Origin of the sequence: Xylophilus rhododendri (assembly GCF_009906855.1) — a bacterium.
Taxonomy (GTDB): domain Bacteria; phylum Pseudomonadota; class Gammaproteobacteria; order Burkholderiales; family Burkholderiaceae_C; genus Xylophilus; species Xylophilus rhododendri.
On the sequence record NZ_CP047650.1, the window covers coordinates 2,741,430 to 2,755,884 of the forward strand.

General features: G+C 70.6%; 11 protein-coding genes. 6 read left to right on the forward strand and 5 right to left on the reverse strand.

Annotation, left to right across the window (positions count from 1 at the left end):
- The first annotated feature begins 156 nt into the window (after positions 1-156).
- On the forward strand, positions 157-2,031 hold the full coding sequence (locus tag GT347_RS12680; RefSeq protein ID WP_160552286.1) for a phosphoenolpyruvate carboxykinase (GTP): 1,875 nt from the start codon (positions 157-159) through the stop codon (positions 2,029-2,031).
- A gap of 133 nt (positions 2,032-2,164) precedes the next feature.
- Here the strand turns inward: GT347_RS12680 and GT347_RS12685 are convergent, their stop codons facing one another.
- Entirely contained in the window at positions 2,165-2,422 is a 258-nt protein-coding gene (locus tag GT347_RS12685; RefSeq protein ID WP_160552287.1) for a hypothetical protein, read from the reverse strand.
- A gap of 114 nt (positions 2,423-2,536) precedes the next feature.
- On the opposite strand from GT347_RS12685, the gene GT347_RS12690 reads away from it, so the two are divergent.
- Genes GT347_RS12690 through GT347_RS12705 form a run of 4 tightly spaced genes read left to right on the forward strand, consistent with a single transcriptional unit; the run spans position 2,537 to position 5,399 of the window.
- Positions 2,537-3,505 (forward strand): LysR family transcriptional regulator, encoded by a 969-nt coding sequence (locus tag GT347_RS12690; RefSeq protein WP_160552288.1) that lies wholly within the window; start codon positions 2,537-2,539, stop codon positions 3,503-3,505.
- A 25-nt stretch (positions 3,506-3,530) separates the two neighbouring features.
- The gene (locus GT347_RS12695; RefSeq protein WP_160552289.1) at positions 3,531-4,355 is read left to right on the forward strand and encodes a metallophosphoesterase; all 825 of its coding nucleotides are present in this window, start codon (positions 3,531-3,533) and stop codon (positions 4,353-4,355) included.
- 46 nt (positions 4,356-4,401) lie between these two features.
- Positions 4,402-4,920: a flavin reductase family protein gene (locus tag GT347_RS12700; RefSeq protein ID WP_160552290.1), complete on the forward strand. Its 519-nt coding sequence runs from the start codon at positions 4,402-4,404 to the stop codon at positions 4,918-4,920.
- A gap of 35 nt (positions 4,921-4,955) precedes the next feature.
- Positions 4,956-5,399, forward strand: a complete 444-nt coding sequence (locus tag GT347_RS12705; protein WP_160552291.1) for an acyl-CoA thioesterase — start codon at positions 4,956-4,958, stop codon at positions 5,397-5,399.
- Positions 5,400-5,412: 13 nt separating this feature from the next.
- Here GT347_RS12705 and GT347_RS12710 read toward each other — a convergent pair whose 3' ends face one another.
- From GT347_RS12710 to GT347_RS12720, 3 genes are all read right to left on the reverse strand, one after another.
- Positions 5,413-6,063, reverse strand: coding sequence for a response regulator transcription factor (locus GT347_RS12710; RefSeq protein WP_160552292.1), 651 nt, complete (start codon positions 6,061-6,063; stop codon positions 5,413-5,415).
- 5 nt (positions 6,064-6,068) lie between these two features.
- On the reverse strand, positions 6,069-8,090 hold the full coding sequence (locus GT347_RS12715) for a two-component system sensor histidine kinase NtrB (protein WP_229722910.1): 2,022 nt from the start codon (positions 8,088-8,090) through the stop codon (positions 6,069-6,071).
- A gap of 98 nt (positions 8,091-8,188) precedes the next feature.
- Positions 8,189-9,010, reverse strand: a complete 822-nt coding sequence (locus GT347_RS12720) for a carbon-nitrogen hydrolase family protein (RefSeq protein WP_160552294.1) — start codon at positions 9,008-9,010, stop codon at positions 8,189-8,191.
- Between the two features lie 155 nt (positions 9,011-9,165).
- Here GT347_RS12720 and GT347_RS12725 point away from each other — a divergent pair, with 155 nt between their 5' ends.
- Entirely contained in the window at positions 9,166-10,179 is a 1,014-nt protein-coding gene (locus GT347_RS12725) for a hypothetical protein (RefSeq protein WP_160552295.1), read from the forward strand.
- 10 nt (positions 10,180-10,189) lie between these two features.
- Here GT347_RS12725 and GT347_RS12730 read toward each other — a convergent pair whose 3' ends face one another.
- Positions 10,190-14,434, reverse strand: a complete 4,245-nt coding sequence (locus GT347_RS12730) for a YhdP family protein (protein ID WP_456119754.1) — start codon at positions 14,432-14,434, stop codon at positions 10,190-10,192.
- Positions 14,435-14,455: the final 21 nt, after the last annotated feature.

Consider the following 14,455-nt stretch of genomic DNA (forward strand, 5'->3'; position numbering starts at 1 on the left):
GTGCGTCGAAAAGCGCGGATTCATAGAATCGTCATCCGGGCGGCCGAAGAGCCGTCTGCTGAGTCGTTTTTTCAGAGCCCGAAAGCCGCCAGCCGCAGGCCGATCCCCTTCGCAGGGGGGCTCCGACAAGACGATTTTTCAACTCGGAGATTCCCCATGAACGCACCCGTGATGCAAGGCATCGAGCTGCAAGCCCCGGCCTACGTCCGCAACGCCAAACTGATCGCCTGGGTCGCCGACATGGTCGCCCTGTGCAAGCCCAAGGACATCTACTGGTGCGACGGCAGCGACGAAGAGTACGCCCGCCTGTGCCAGCAGCTGGTCGACGCCGGCACCTTCCAGAAGCTCAACCCCGCCAAGCGCCCCAACAGCTTCCTGGCCCTGTCCGACCCGAGCGACGTGGCCCGCGTGGAAGACCGCACCTACATCTGCTCCCAGGAAAAGGCCGACGCCGGTGCCACCAACAACTGGATGGACCCGGCCGAGATGCGCGCCACGCTGCATCCGCTGTTCGACGGCTGCATGGCCGGCCGCACCATGTACGTGGTGCCGTTCTCGATGGGCCCGCTGGGCTCGCCCATCGCCCACATCGGCGTGGAACTCTCCGACAGCCCCTACGTGGCCGTCAGCATGCGCACCATGACCCGCATGGGCAAGGGCGTGTATGACGTGCTGGGCGTGGAAGGCGAGTTCGTGCCCTGCGTGCACACCGTCGGCGCACCGCTGGCCGAGGGCCAGGCCGATGTGAAGTGGCCCTGCAACAAGACCAAGTACATCGTCCACTATCCGGAAACCCGCGAGATCTGGTCCTATGGCTCCGGCTACGGCGGCAACGCGCTGCTGGGCAAGAAGTGCTTCGCCCTGCGCATCGCCTCCACCATGGGCCGCGACGAAGGCTGGCTGGCCGAACACATGCTGATCCTGGGCGTGACCTCGCCCGAGGGCAAGAAGTACCACGTGGCCGCCGCCTTCCCGTCCGCCTGCGGCAAGACCAACTTCTCGATGCTGGTGCCGCCCGAAGGCTTCAATGGCTGGAAGGTCACCACCATCGGCGACGACATCGCCTGGATCAAGCCCTCGGCCGACGGCAAGCTCTACGCCATCAATCCCGAGGCCGGCTATTTCGGCGTGGCCCCCGGCACCAACATGCTGACCAACCCGAACTGCATGCGCAGCCTGGACCGCGACGTGGTGTTCACCAACGTGGCCCTGACCGACGACGGCGACGTCTGGTGGGAAGGCATGGAATACGACGCACCGGGCAAGCAGCTGCCGGCGCACCTGATCGACTGGCAAGGCAAGGACTGGACCCCGGAAATCGCCCAGACCACCGGCGCCAAGGCCGCCCACCCGAACTCGCGTTTCACCGTGGCCGCCACCAACAACCCGGCGCTGGACGAGGCCTGGAACGACCCGGCCGGCGTGGCGATCGACGCCTTCATCTTCGGCGGCCGCCGCTCCAACACCGTGCCCCTGGTGACCGAGGCGCGCGACTGGCTCGAAGGCGTCTACATGGCCGCCACCATGGGCTCGGAAACCACCGCTGCCGCCTTTGGCCAGCAGGGCGTGGTGCGCCGCGACCCCTTCGCCATGCTGCCCTTCGCCGGCTACAACATGGGTGACTACTTCCAGCACTGGATCGCCCTGGGCCAGAAGCTCCAAGCCTCCGGCGCCAAGCTGCCCAAGATCTTCCAGACCAACTGGTTCCGCAAGGGCGCCGACGGCAAGTTCGTCTGGCCCGGCTACGGCGAGAACATGCGGGTGCTGGCCTGGATCATCGACCGCATCGAAGGCAAGGCCGCCGCCGGCGTGGACCACATCACCGGCACCAGCCCGGCCTACGGCGACCTGAACTGGACCGGCCTGAACTTCAGCCAGGAGCAGTTCGACATCGTCAACCGTTGCGACGCCGCCACCTGGAAGGCCGAACTCGAACTGCACGAAGCCCTGTTCGACCAGATCGGCGAGCGCCTGCCGCAAGGCCTGCGCGACACCAAGGCCGCGCTGGAAAAGCGCCTCGAAGCCGCCTGATCGGCAGCCGTCTGGACAAAGAAAAAGCCGCCTGAATCAGGCGGCTTTTTTCATGGTCTCGGGGTGCGCGTCTCGCGGTCGAAAAAAAGCCGTGGCCAAAACCACGGCGAGAGAGGAGACACGCAATCCGGTATCAGTAGAACGCGACCTTGTTCGGTGCGCCTTGCTTCATCGCGCGGCTGATGTCGGCCATCACGCGGGCATCGGCCAGAGCCATTTCCCACATCTTGTGGTCTTCGGCGGCGGTGCGGTGGTCGGCCATGTAGGCGGCGACACGTTCAGCCAGGCGGCGCAGCGGCGCACCGATCGCACGGACGATCTTGGCGGCGCGGTCGGCACCGGCTTGTTGGCTGTCGAAGGAGGAAAAAGAGGGGTGAACAAAAGCGGTCATGGTGAACTCTCGGTGGTTACCGGACAACTCCGTCCGGCGGGATAGGGGTAATACTAGGGTTTACCCACCTGCCATTCAACTTTATTTAGGTGATTGATATCATTCACCGCAGTGATGTCTGAACTCAATTTCCGCAGCTTCGACCTGAATCTCCTGCGTGTCTTCGACGAGGTGATGGCCGAGCGCAGCCTCACCCGGGCCGCCCACAACCTCTCGCTGACCCAGCCGGCGGTGAGCAATGCACTGAGGCGTTTACGCGACAGCCTGGGCGACGAGCTGGTGCGCCGCCACGGCCAGGGCATGGAGCCCACACCGCGCGCGCTGGCCATCTGGCCGGGCGTGCGGGAGGCCTTGCGGCAGATGCAGCGCTCCCTGTCGCCGCAGAGTTTCTCGCCGGCCACGGCCGATCAGTCCTTCACCCTGTCCATGGCCGACGCCACCGCCACCGTGCTGATGCCCGGGCTGGTGCAGATCCTGGAGACCGAGGCGCCCGGCGTGCAGCTGCGTGCCCTGCCGCTGTCCACCCGCGACCCGCGCCAGCTGCTGGCCGACGAGAACGCCGACCTGGCCGTGGGTTATTTCCCCGCCGTGCTGGCCGACCTCACCGCCCGCAGCCAGGCCGGCGAAGACCAGACCTATGCCTTCCAGCGCCTCTACCACGGCGAATACGTGTGTGTGATGCGGCAGGGCCATCCGCTGTCGCTGCTGTCGGATGCCGAATTCACCACCGAGCGCTTCTGCGCCGCGCGCCACATGCTGGTGAGTTTCTCGGGCCGGCCCTATGGCTTCATCGACGAGGCGCTGGCGCTGCTCAACCGGCAGCGGCGCGTCACCGTGACGGTCAACCAGTTCTTCACCGCCGGCCGGGTGGTGGCGCAGTCCGACCTGCTGACGGTGCTGCCGCGCCATTTCGTCGGCGCCACGGGGCTGGCCGACCGCATCGTCTGGCGGCCGCTGCCCTTTCCCGTGCCCACGGTGCATGTGGATGCGCTGTGGCACCGGCGCCACCAGAATTCCGCCGCGCACGAATGGCTGCGCAACTCGGTGACGCGGGCGGCCGAACTGGCAGGGCCGATGGCATGAACGGCGGCAAACGCATGATGGCGGCATGAAACTGCAGCTGCTGTCCGATCTGCACCTCGAAGTGCAGCCCGATTCCGTCTTCGAACCCCTGCCCGATGCCGACCTGCTGGTGCTGGCCGGCGACATCGGCGCCGACAAGCCCGGCTCCCTGCTGCCCGAGCCCGATTTCGGCCTGACCCGTTTCTCGCCCCTGCCGCAATACGGCGCCTGGCCGAAGCCCGTGGTCTTCGTGCCCGGCAACCACGAATACGACGCGCAGGATTTCGACGCCGCCCACGGCCGCCTGCGCCGCCTCTGCGACCGCCTGGGCATCGCCTGGCTGGAGCGCGAATCCATGGTGATCGATGGCGTGCGTTTCCTCGGCAGCACGCTGTGGACCGATTTCGACGCGCTGACGCCGGCAAAGGCCACGCCGCAGCAGGCCGACGCCGCGCGCAGCAAGGCGATGCGGGCGGCCGACTTCTATCTCTCCAAGACCGGCAGCTCGCGCCAGGGCCAGCCCTGGCTGGCCTCTTCCGTGCGGGCGCAGAGCCTCGTCTGCCAGCAGTGGCTGCGCAGCATGCTGGAGCGCGAATTCGACGGCCCGACCGTGGTGGTCAGCCATTTCGCGCCCAGCCTGCGCAGCGCCGACCCGCGCTACGGCCTGGTGCCGGGCACCGCCGGTTTCTGCAACCGGCTCGACGGCCTGCTGGCCCATGCACGGCTGTGGCTGCACGGCCATCTGCATGCGCCGAGCGACTATGTGGAGAACGGCTGCCGCGTCGTCGCCAACCCGCTGGGTTATGCCCACAAGGACGAACAGCAGGGTTTCCGGCCGCGCCTGCTCGTCGATGTGCCGGGGGCTGGATAATCCGCTTCCCGCAGTGCTCACTGCCGCCCCGGCGGCGCCGAACTTGATGCCATCCGCTCCACCGGCGCTCCAGGCCCGTGCCCCCTCCTTCTCCGCGCCGGAATTCCGCACCGCGCTCGGCATGTTCGCCACCGGCGTCACCATCGTCACCGCCCGCACGCCCGAGGGTGCGCTGGTCGGGCTGACGGCCAATTCCTTCAACTCGGTGTCGCTGGCACCGCCGCTGGTGCTGTGGAGCCTGTCGCACGCGTCGAGCTCGATGGCGGCCTTCCTGCAGGGCACGCACTACGCCATCCATGTGCTGGCGGCCGAGCAGAAGGACCTGGCCATGCAGTTCGCCAGCCGCGGCGCGGACCGCTGGGCCGGCGTGGAATTCAGCGAAGGCACGAGCGGCGCGCCGCTGATCCGGGGCGCCGCCGCCACCTTCGAATGCTTCAGCCGCAGCCGCCATGTGGAGGGCGACCACACCATCTTCGTCGGCGAGGTGGAGGCCTGCCACCACCGCGCCGACGCCCGGCCGCTGCTTTTCCACGGGGGGCGCTTCTTCACCGAACTGCCGCTCTGAGACTTCCAGAACAACGACCCCACGGAGCCCCGCCCATGTCCAGCATCACCCTGCGATTCCTCGCCGAGCCCAGCACCGTCAACTTCGGCGGCAAGGTGCACGGCGGCACCGTCATGAAATGGATCGACGAGGCCGGCTATGCCTGCGCCACCAGCTGGTCCAAGCGCTATTGCGTGACGGTGTTCCTGGGCAGCATCCGCTTCCACCGGCCGATCATGATCGGCGACCTGGTCGAGGTGGAGGCGCGCATGGCCTACACCGGCCGCACCAGCATGAACATCTCGGTGGAGGTGCGCAGCGGCGACATGAAGAGCGGCACCATGGAGAAGACCACCGAATGCCTGATCGTGTTCGTGTCGGTGGACTCGCACGGCCGGCCCATCGTGGCGCCCAGCTTCAATCCCGAGACGCCCGGCGACATCGCCCTGGCCCAGCGCGCCAAGGCGCACCTGGACGCGGCGCGCGCCACCTCGAACTGAGGCGCCCGGCGGCTCAGGCCGTGGCGGTGCGCAGCAGGTTGGCCAGTTCCACCGCCGAGCGCACGCTCATCTTGTCGAACACCCGCGCGCGGTGCACTTCCACCGTGCGCACGCTGATGTCGAGCTGGTCGGCGATCAGCTTGTTGGGCAGGCCCTCGACCACCAGGCGCATCACGTCGCGTTCGCGGTCGGTGAGTTCGGTGAGCTGCTTCTGCACCACCTGGGCCTCGCTGCGCCGCACCAGCACCTCGGCCGAATGCTGCAGGGCGCGTTCGATCCGGTCGACGAGCGCGTTGTCCGAGAAGGGCTTCTCGCAGAAGTCGAAGGCGCCGCGGCGCACCGCATCCACCGCCGTGGGCACGTCGCCATGGCCGGTGAGGAAGATCACCGGCATCACCGTGTGCAGGCCGCGCGCCACCAGGGTGTCGAAGAGCGCCAGGCCGCTCATGCCGGGCATGCGCACGTCGAGCAGCAGGCAGCAGGGGCGCGACAGCGGCGACAGGCCGACGCCGCTCTCGGCCTGCTGCAGCAGCTGGTCGAAGGCTTCGGCGCTGGCGTAGGTTTCGCTCATCAGGCGGCGCGAGCGCAGCAGCCAGGCCAGGGCGTCGCGCACGCCGGAATCGTCGTCGACGATGAAGACGGTCGCATCGAGTGCCAGAACCACGTGGATTAACCTTTCTTGCCCGCGGGCAGGGTGAAGAAGAAGACGGTGCCCGCGCCCGGCTGGGGCGCGTGGCCGAGCTGGCCGCCGTGCTGCTCGATGACGGTGCGGCACAGGCTCAGGCCCAGGCCCATGCCTTCGCTCTTGGTGGTGAAGAAGGGGGTGAAGAGCTGGGCCTCGACGTCCGGCGCGATGCCGGGGCCGCGGTCGCACACGCGAAATTCGAGCCAGTCCCCGCGCGCATCGGGCACGGCCGGGCGGGCGCCGATCTCCAGGATGCGCTGCGGGATCGGCATCTGCGCCATCGCCTGCATGCCGTTGCGCGCCAGGTTGAGCAGCACCTGCTCGACCATGGTGCGGTCGCACAGCACCGGCGGCAGTCCCGCATCGACCCGGATGCGCACCTCCACGTTGAGCTTGCGCGCCTGCAGGCCGATCAGCGGCATGACCGCGTCGATCACCGCGCGCGGCGTGATGGCCTCGCGCGACTGGTCGCGCCGCCGCACGAAGTCGTTGACGCTGCGGATCACCCGTCCCGCCCGCTCGGCCTGCTCGGCGATGCGGTTCATGGCCATGGAGATGTCCTGCACCGTGCCCTGGTCGGGCGCGGCGCCGCGCGCGTTTTCGTGCGAGAGCAGGTTGAGCGAGCCGGTGGCATAGCTGGAGATGGCCGCCAGCGGCTGGTTGAGTTCGTGGCTCAGCAGCGAGGCCATCTCGCCCACCGTGGCCAGGCGCGCCGTGGCCTGCAGCCGCTCGGCGCTGGCGCGCGACAGCTCCTCGATGCGGCGCTGCTCGCTCAGGTCCAGGAAGGCGCCCATCCAGCCGGTGTGCAGGCCCTGGGCGTTGATCAGCGGCGCCTCGATGATCAGCACCGGAAAACGCGTGCCGTCGCGCCGCATGAAGACCGATTCCACGCCCTCCTGCGGCGGCGGCGGGGCGTCGCCCGAGATGCGGTAGGCCTGGCGCCGGCGGTTCTCCTCGGCGCGTTCGGGCGGCCAGTAGGGCAGGTCGCCGTCGTGGCCCAGCAGTTCGTGCGAATCGAAGCCCACCATCTTGCAGAAGGCCGGATTGATGTAGGTGATGCGGCCCTGCAGGTCGCGCGCGCGCAGGCCGGTGACCAGCGAATCTTCCATCGCCTTGCGAAAGGCCAGGGCCTCGGCCAGGTCGTGCTCGGCCTGCAGGCGGCGCCGGTTGTCCTTGGACAGCAGCACCAGCACCGATACCAGGGCGATCGACATGAAGGTGACCAGCGCCGTCAGCACATTGGGGAACACGCTGGGCGCGCCGTGCCAGCTGTCCATGCGCAGCACCAGGGCGGTGCCCGGCAGGTCGAGCAGCTGGTGCGCGGTGAACAGTCGCGTGCCGCGCCTGGTCGAGCCATGGCGCGCGGCCAGGCGGGTGCCGTCGGGCTCGGTGAAGGAGATGTCCTGGTGGCGGATGATGTTGGGCCCGACCAGGTCCGACAGGATCTCCTGCAGCGCGAAAGTGGCCACCACATAGCCCGCCGGCTGCAGGCCGCGCTGCACCGGCACGCAGAGTTCGACCACCTCGAAGCCCAGGCCGTCCTGGCGGCGCATGAAGTAGCTGGGCGAATACATCGGCGTGCCGGTGCGCCGCGCGGTGGCGCAGGTGAGCGATTCCTCGATGCTGCTGAGCCTTTCGGACTCGCTGCGCAGCGGCGGCGGCCGGTAGGGGCTGTCGATGCCCGAGAGCAGGCGCAGCGAGCGGTCGCGCGACTCGATGCGCACCAGCTCCCGGCGTTCGCGCAGCAGCTGCCGGGCGGCATCGCTCCAGGCCTCCGGCGGCGCGGCGGCGCTGGCCGGGCCGGCCGAGGACTGCAGGGCCTGAAGGCTCTGCATGTCGCGGCCCAGGCCCAGGCGGATGTCGGCCACCGCATCGGCCACGTCGCGCTCCACCCGGCCCTGCACCTGGCTGGCCTCGTAGCGGCCGGCCAGCCAGACCAGGGTGACCAGCATGGACACCACCAGCACGATCAGCACCGGCCACAGCGACCAGCGGCGCCAGGCCATGGGCCGGCCGACCGGGAAGAACACTCCCGGCTTCAGACGCGGCAGGCTGATCGGCGAGAAGTTCATGGTGGCAGGCGCGGCCCGGCGATCGGCCATGCCTACAGCCGGCGGTGGGCCAGCGCCGGCAGGCGCCCGCGCACCGCGGCGAGTTCGGCGATATCGAGTTCGGCCGAGGCGACGCCCGCGCCGTCCTCGCCGCGTTCGGCCAGCAGACCGCCCCAGGGCCCGATCAGCATCGAATGGCCCCAGGTGCGCCGGCCGTTGGCATGCACGCCGCCCTGGGCCGCGGCGGCGACGAAGGCCAGGTTCTCCACCGCCCGCGCGCGCAGCAGCAGCTCCCAGTGCGCCTGGCCGGTGACATGGGTGAAGGCCGAGGGCACCAGCAGCAGATCGCAGCCGGCGGCCGAGTACGCGCGGTAGAGCTCGGGAAACCGCAGGTCGTAGCAGATCGACAGTCCCACCCGCCAGGTGTGGCCGTCGCGCGAGGGCAGGTCGAACCAGGCCGGTGCGGCGCCGGGCAGCAGGGTGCGGGATTCGTCGTAGGCCTTCTGGCCATCGTCGAAACAAAACAGGTGCATCTTGTCGTAGCGCGCCACCGCCCGGCCTTCGGGGTTGAACACGGCCAGGGTGTTGGACACCCGTGCCGGCTCGCCGGTGCTCACCGGGAAGCTGCCGCCGGCGATCCACAGGCCGAGCTCACGCGCCGCCTCGGAGAGGAATTCCTGGATCTCGCCGCCCTCGCCCCAGGTCTCCTGGATCGCCAGCTTGTCGGTGTCCTGCTGGCCGAACAGGCAGAAGTATTCGGGCAGCACGGCCAGCTCGGCGCCCTGGCGCGCCGCCTGTTCGAGCAGGCCGCGGGCGCTGGCGAGATTGGCCGGCAGATCGGGGCCGGAAACCATTTGCAGGGTGGCGACTTGCATGGCGAACTCGGTGGGGTGGAAGGGATGGGGCGGCAGGCGCGATTGTCGCGCGCGCCGGGCGTGGGGCCTTTCGGCTGCACGGGCGGCCTTGCGCGCGCGGGCCGCGGCCCTGCCGCCGGGGCAGCACACCATGGCCGATTTCGCTGCAGCACACCATGCATCCATTGCCACCACCCCGGACTCTCAGCGTGTGGCCCGCCGGCCATCCCGCGCATACGACGATCGACCGCACGGCCCGGGCGGCCCGCCGGCCGACGACCCCGGCAGCAGCGCACCACGGCCTGCCGCGCGTGCTCGACTGCCTGCTGGGCCTGTGTCCGCGCCGGCCGCGCGGCACGACGGCGCCGGCCCGGTCGCCCGACCTGGCGACGATCCCGGTGCCGGCGGCGTCCATCGAACTCAAGGACTTCAGCCCGCCAAGCGGCCCGGCGCCGCAGACCCGCTCCATCCAGGCCACGCGCCTGCGGGCACCGGCGGGCGATGCCATGTACCGGCTGCTGCCCGCGGGTTTTCGCGAGCGCGACGAACTGCTGGCCTACAGCCTGCCGGGCGTGGATGGCCGCAAGCGCTATCACGAGCAGCAGAAACCCACGGCCCCGGCCGGACTGGAGATGCTCAACATCCTGACCATGGACTTCAGCGGCCAGGACTTCCGCACCCTCGGCAGCCGCGGCGAACTCGACACCTTCGTGCTCGCCCGGCACGGCCAGCCCGCCGCCCGCAACTACCGGGACGAGGACCTGCGCGACTTCCACAACCAGCCCCACGCCGGCCGCACGGAACTCCGCCTGGCCACCGGCAGCCTGCAGCCCGACGGCTCGATGGTCTTCGGCAAGCCCTGCGGCAACGAGCTGGTGCCCGCGATCAATGCCTCGTCCTCGGTCGGTCTGCGTTTCCTGGTGCGGACGGCCGATGGCCAGCCGCAGCGGCATGCGGTGGTGGTGCGCTGCAACGGCGGCCCGCTCTACGAGTTGACCGATCCGCGCCAGCGTGTGCCGCGCTACCGCTCGGCAGGTTCGATGCTGACCGCCATCAAGGCCTGGCTGCACGAACTGGGCCTGCCCGGAGAAACCACCCAGCCCTTCAGCCTGTTCTACCGGGCGCCCCGGCCGGCCTCGCCCGAGCCGGCGGGCCCTGCAGCGACCCTGGCGCGCGCTGGCCGGTTCTGAGCTGCCTGGATCAGGGCGTGGCCGCGGGCCGGGCCACCTTGACGATGTGCGGCGTCGTCCAGCCGCCGGTGATGTCGAACTCCTGCGTGGCCGCCTCAATCAGCGGGCCGCGCAGCACCGCCTGGGCCAGGAAGGTGCTCAGGCCGATGGCCGGATTCACCATGGCCGCCAGCAGCGAGGCGGTGCCGGCATTGATCTCGGGCACCACCACCACCCGCAGGTTCTGGGTCTCACGGCGGATGTCGGCGCTGCCGTCCATCTGCACGGTGGCGGCCACGCCCTTCATCTCCAGCTGGTCGGTATGGGCGATGCCGTCGGCGATCTGCACGTCGCCGCGCACATGGTCGAAGGCGAAGCCCTCGCTGAAGACGTCGCGGAAGTCCAGCGTCAGGCGGCGCGGCAGCGACTGCAGCGAGAGCACGCCCAGCAGCTTGGCCAGGCCGGGATCGGCCTTGAGGAACTGGCCGCTGGCCACATCCAGGTGCAGCTTGCCGTCCATGGAGGCGTAGTCCGGACTGAAGGGCGAGCCCTGCCAGTCGACCTGGCCGCTCAGCTGGCCGACGCCGCGCGCGATCACGCCGGGCATGCCGAGCCGGCCGAGCAGCGCGCCGCTGTCGCGCAGGTCGAGGCGGAAATCGAATTCGGTGCGGCGTGGCGTGCCCGGCGCGCGCCGGCCCCAGCGGCCGGTGGCGGCGAAGGTGGCTTCGGGCATGGCCAGCTGGAGCTTGTCCAGGCGCCATTCGGCGTCGCGGTTGACCGCCTGCACTTCCAGGCGGCCGAGGCGGCGGTCCTTGAGCTGGAAGTCGTCCACCACGATGTCCAGCGCCGGCAGCGGGCCGGCGGCGGCGGACGAGGCGGGCTGCACGCTGCTGTCGGTGAGGGATTCCACATCCTGCGCCGCCGTCTCCGGCACCTGCAGCCGCGCCAGCCGGGCATAGACGCGGGCCGGCGCCGCATCGGCCGCCTGGCGGTATTCGAGGTAGCCGCCGAGTTCGCGTGCGTCGACATTGGCTCGCCACAGTCCGGCCTCGTGCGAACCGCCGACCACCACCTGGTGCAGGGTGCGCCCGGCGGCGGTGAACTCGTCGGCACGCAGGGCCAGGGTGTCGGGCAGGTAGTCGGCGGATTCCGAACGCTGCGTGGCGGCGGCCGCATCGGCCGTGCCGGTGCCGGTGCCCGCCTGCTCCGCCACCCTGCGCAGCACGGCCCGCCAGGCATCCACGTCCAGCTGCGCCAGATGCACATTGGCGGCCACGCCTTCCGTGGGCAGCGGCTGCTCCTCGCCCGGCTGCAGGCCGATGGCCAGGCTGCCGGCGATCACCCGCGGCTTGTCGCCTTCGAGCGAGCGCAGGTAACGCACGGCCACCACATCGCCCAGGTCCATGGTGAGTTCGTCGCGCCGCGTGGCCTCGCCCGGCGCGGCCGGCAGCAGCCGGGTCTGGAAACGCAGCGGCAGGCTGGCTTCTGCGCTCTTGCCCAGGGGGGCGGGCAGGTCCAGCGCCAGGCCCTGCAGGCTGCTGCTGACGCTGACCTGGGGATGGCCGTCCTCGCTCTCCACCGTCACGCTGTAGCTGGTGCCGCCCTGCGCCGCCGCCGCCAGCCGGGGCACGGCGCCCAGCTCCGGCGCATCGCGCAGGCCCTCGGCCGTCAGCGTGCCCCGGGCCTGCAGGGACAGCCGGTGCAATGGGGCGCCCTGGCCATCGACCGCGCCAGGCACCGGCTGCAGGCCGCCTTCGACCTGCAGATCGCCGCCCAGCATGCGCGCCTGCGTGCCGAAGAGCGAGAAGCCGCCCTCGCTGAAGGCCACCGTGCCGCGCGCCTGGCCCAGCAGCGGCAGCTGCGGCGCCAGGCGCAGGTCGTTGCCGCCCAGCACCACCTCGCCGCGCACCCGGCTGTCGTGCAGCGCGGCGACCGGCAGCGACAGGCCCAGTTGCAGCTCGGCATTGCCGTCGGCCGTGGCATGCGAAAGGGCGTGGCGTGTCATGCCGGCCAGCGGCGCCGCGTCCACGATGGCCAGCATCTCGGCCAGCGGACCGCGCGCCCGCGCCTGCACATTCACCACCGTGCGCGACAGGTCGGGAATACGCACGTCGGCGCGCAGCACCTGCACTTCGCCGGCCAGCAGGGGAGGCGTCTTCGCACTGCGCGGCGCCGGCGGCTCGGCCCCGCGCGCACCGGTCGCCCGCATGGATTCGGGGGACTCCAGCCGTCCCGAGGCATTGCGGATCTCCATGCCGCGGCCTTCGAACACCAGCTCGCCCGCCAGCCGCACCAGGGCCGGCCAGGGCAGCGCGCCTTCATGCTCGATCTCGGGCGGGGCATAGGCGTAGGTCACGTCGCGCAGCCTGGCGGCGATGCGGAACTGGCCCAGCTTGGGATCGTCGAAGGGCATGTGCCGCAGGTCGCCCTGGACGCGGAAATCGGCCGAGGTGGCCACGCCGGCGCTGACCGATTCACGCACGTAGTCGCGCGCCTCGGGGGCTATCGATTGCGGCAGGTAGCGCCAGACGCGGGTGCCGTCGGCGCGTGTCATGTGGCCGGTGAGGTCGAGCACGCCGGGCAGGCGCTGGGCGGGATCGGCCTCGTCGCCGCTGCGCCAGCTGGCCTGCAGCGCGCCGGCGGCGTCGGCGTTGGCGAACTCCGCATGCGGGACCTGCACCGCCAGGCGGCCGTCGGCGCCGTGCTGCCAGCGCAGCTCGGCCCTCAGGCTGTCCAGCGGCACGACCGGGTCGGCGAACACACCCGGCACATCGAGCGCACCCGAGCGCACCGCCAGGCTGGCCTTGCCGCCCGTCTGGTCCAGATCGAAATCGAGGTCCGCGCCGCGGATGCCGGGACGGCCCAGGGGCGGATGCACATGGCGGTGGCCGTGCGGGTCCTGCGCCCGCAGGGCGGCCTCGACGGCGGCGGCGGCGGCCAGGTGATCGGCGTCGGGCGGGATGCTGGAGACACTCAGGCCGGTGACGCGGCCGCGCGCCGCATAGCGGGTGGCCGCGCCCTCCCCGCCTTCCCAATGCGCCGTCAACGATTCGACCAGGCCTTGCGGCGCCCGCTCGGCCAGCAGGCGCTGCGCCTGGGCGCCCAGCGGCAAGCCGCTGGCGATGCGGGCCAGCTCGGCCAGGTCAAGCCGGTCGGCGCCGATCTCGGTGCGTCCCGGCGCGGCGTTGAGGTGGCGCAGGGACAGGTTGCCGCCGGGCCATGCATCGCCGTCCGTGGAGACGAAGGCCAGCCGCTCGGTGGCTAGCTCGAAACCCGCCTCGTCACGCCGGCCGGACAGGCGGGCGCTGAACTGCCGCAGGGCCAGCGGCGCGGGGGCTTCGGCAAAACGCAGGGCCAGGTCCTGCAGCGCGACGTCGGCCGTCACGCCGGAAACGGCGCCGGCATCCAGATCCGCCCAGGCTTGCAGCGAACCCTTGCCGGCCGCCTCGGACAGGCCGAAGAGCGGCGCGGGCGATGACAGCGAACCCAGGATGCCGGCCAGCTGCGCATGCAGCCGGCCCAGGTCCACATCCGGCATCCCGGCATAGAACGGCCCCTGCCAGTCGCGCCACTGCCCGGGTCGCAACGACAGCAGCGGCTGGCTGAACTGGCCGACGAGCGTGACACGGCCGCCCAGTTCGGCCGGCGGCGTCGCGGCGATCCGCATGGCATGGCGCCAGCCGCCGTTGCGCAGCAGCAGTTCGATGTCGGTGAGGGATTGCGGCGCGGCAGCGCCGGCTTCGTCGGTCCAGCGCAGGGTGCCGTGGCGCACCACCACCTCGGTCTGCGAGAACAGCCAGTCGGCGCCGCGGCCGCCGCCGGACGGGTCCGGGTGCAGCTCCTGGCCGGCGACGAAAAGCCGGCCATCGGCCGTGCGGCGCACATCGAGTTCGGGGCCCTCGAGATAGAGCTGCTCGAATCCCAGATGCAGCAGCGAGCGCGGCGACAGCGCGGCCACCACCAGCGGCAGCCTCAACGCGGTTCGGCCTTCGCGGTCCAGCACGGTCACGTCCGACAGCGCAAAACTCGGCACCAGCCAGCCCGAACGCGCGGTGATCGTGGCGATGCGCACGGGCGCCCCTACAAGGCGCGAGGCCTGCGCCTCGATGCGGGGACGGTAATCGGCGATTCGCGGCACAATCCAGCCGTGGATCACGCACCATGCGGCCACCAGAGACAACCAGGCGGCCAATAACGACCAGAAGATCCCGCTTGCCACGGCAGATGCTGCCCTCCAGGCCCGCGCAGGGTTCTTCTTATCGGTCGGTTCAGTCATGTAGATGGGCAGTCGCTCGGC

Bases quoted from the DNA above. Each gene is read 5' to 3' on its own strand.
- GT347_RS12715 (WP_229722910.1), bottom strand. From the start codon at position 8,090: ATGGCCTGGCGCCGCTGGTCGCTGTGGCCGGTGCTGATCGTGCTGGTG.
- GT347_RS12680 (WP_160552286.1), top strand. From the start codon at position 157: ATGAACGCACCCGTGATGCAAGGCATCGAGCTGCAAGCCCCGGCCTAC.
- GT347_RS12730 (WP_456119754.1), bottom strand. From the start codon at position 14,434: ATGACTGAACCGACCGATAAGAAGAACCCTGCGCGGGCCTGGAGGGCA.
- GT347_RS12690 (WP_160552288.1), top strand. From the start codon at position 2,537: ATGTCTGAACTCAATTTCCGCAGCTTCGACCTGAATCTCCTGCGTGTC.
- GT347_RS12700 (WP_160552290.1), top strand. From the start codon at position 4,402: ATGCCATCCGCTCCACCGGCGCTCCAGGCCCGTGCCCCCTCCTTCTCC.
- GT347_RS12695 (WP_160552289.1), top strand. From the start codon at position 3,531: ATGAAACTGCAGCTGCTGTCCGATCTGCACCTCGAAGTGCAGCCCGAT.
- GT347_RS12720 (WP_160552294.1), bottom strand. From the start codon at position 9,010: ATGCAAGTCGCCACCCTGCAAATGGTTTCCGGCCCCGATCTGCCGGCC.
- GT347_RS12705 (WP_160552291.1), top strand. From the start codon at position 4,956: ATGTCCAGCATCACCCTGCGATTCCTCGCCGAGCCCAGCACCGTCAAC.
- GT347_RS12685 (WP_160552287.1), bottom strand. From the start codon at position 2,422: ATGACCGCTTTTGTTCACCCCTCTTTTTCCTCCTTCGACAGCCAACAA.
- GT347_RS12725 (WP_160552295.1), top strand. From the start codon at position 9,166: ATGCATCCATTGCCACCACCCCGGACTCTCAGCGTGTGGCCCGCCGGC.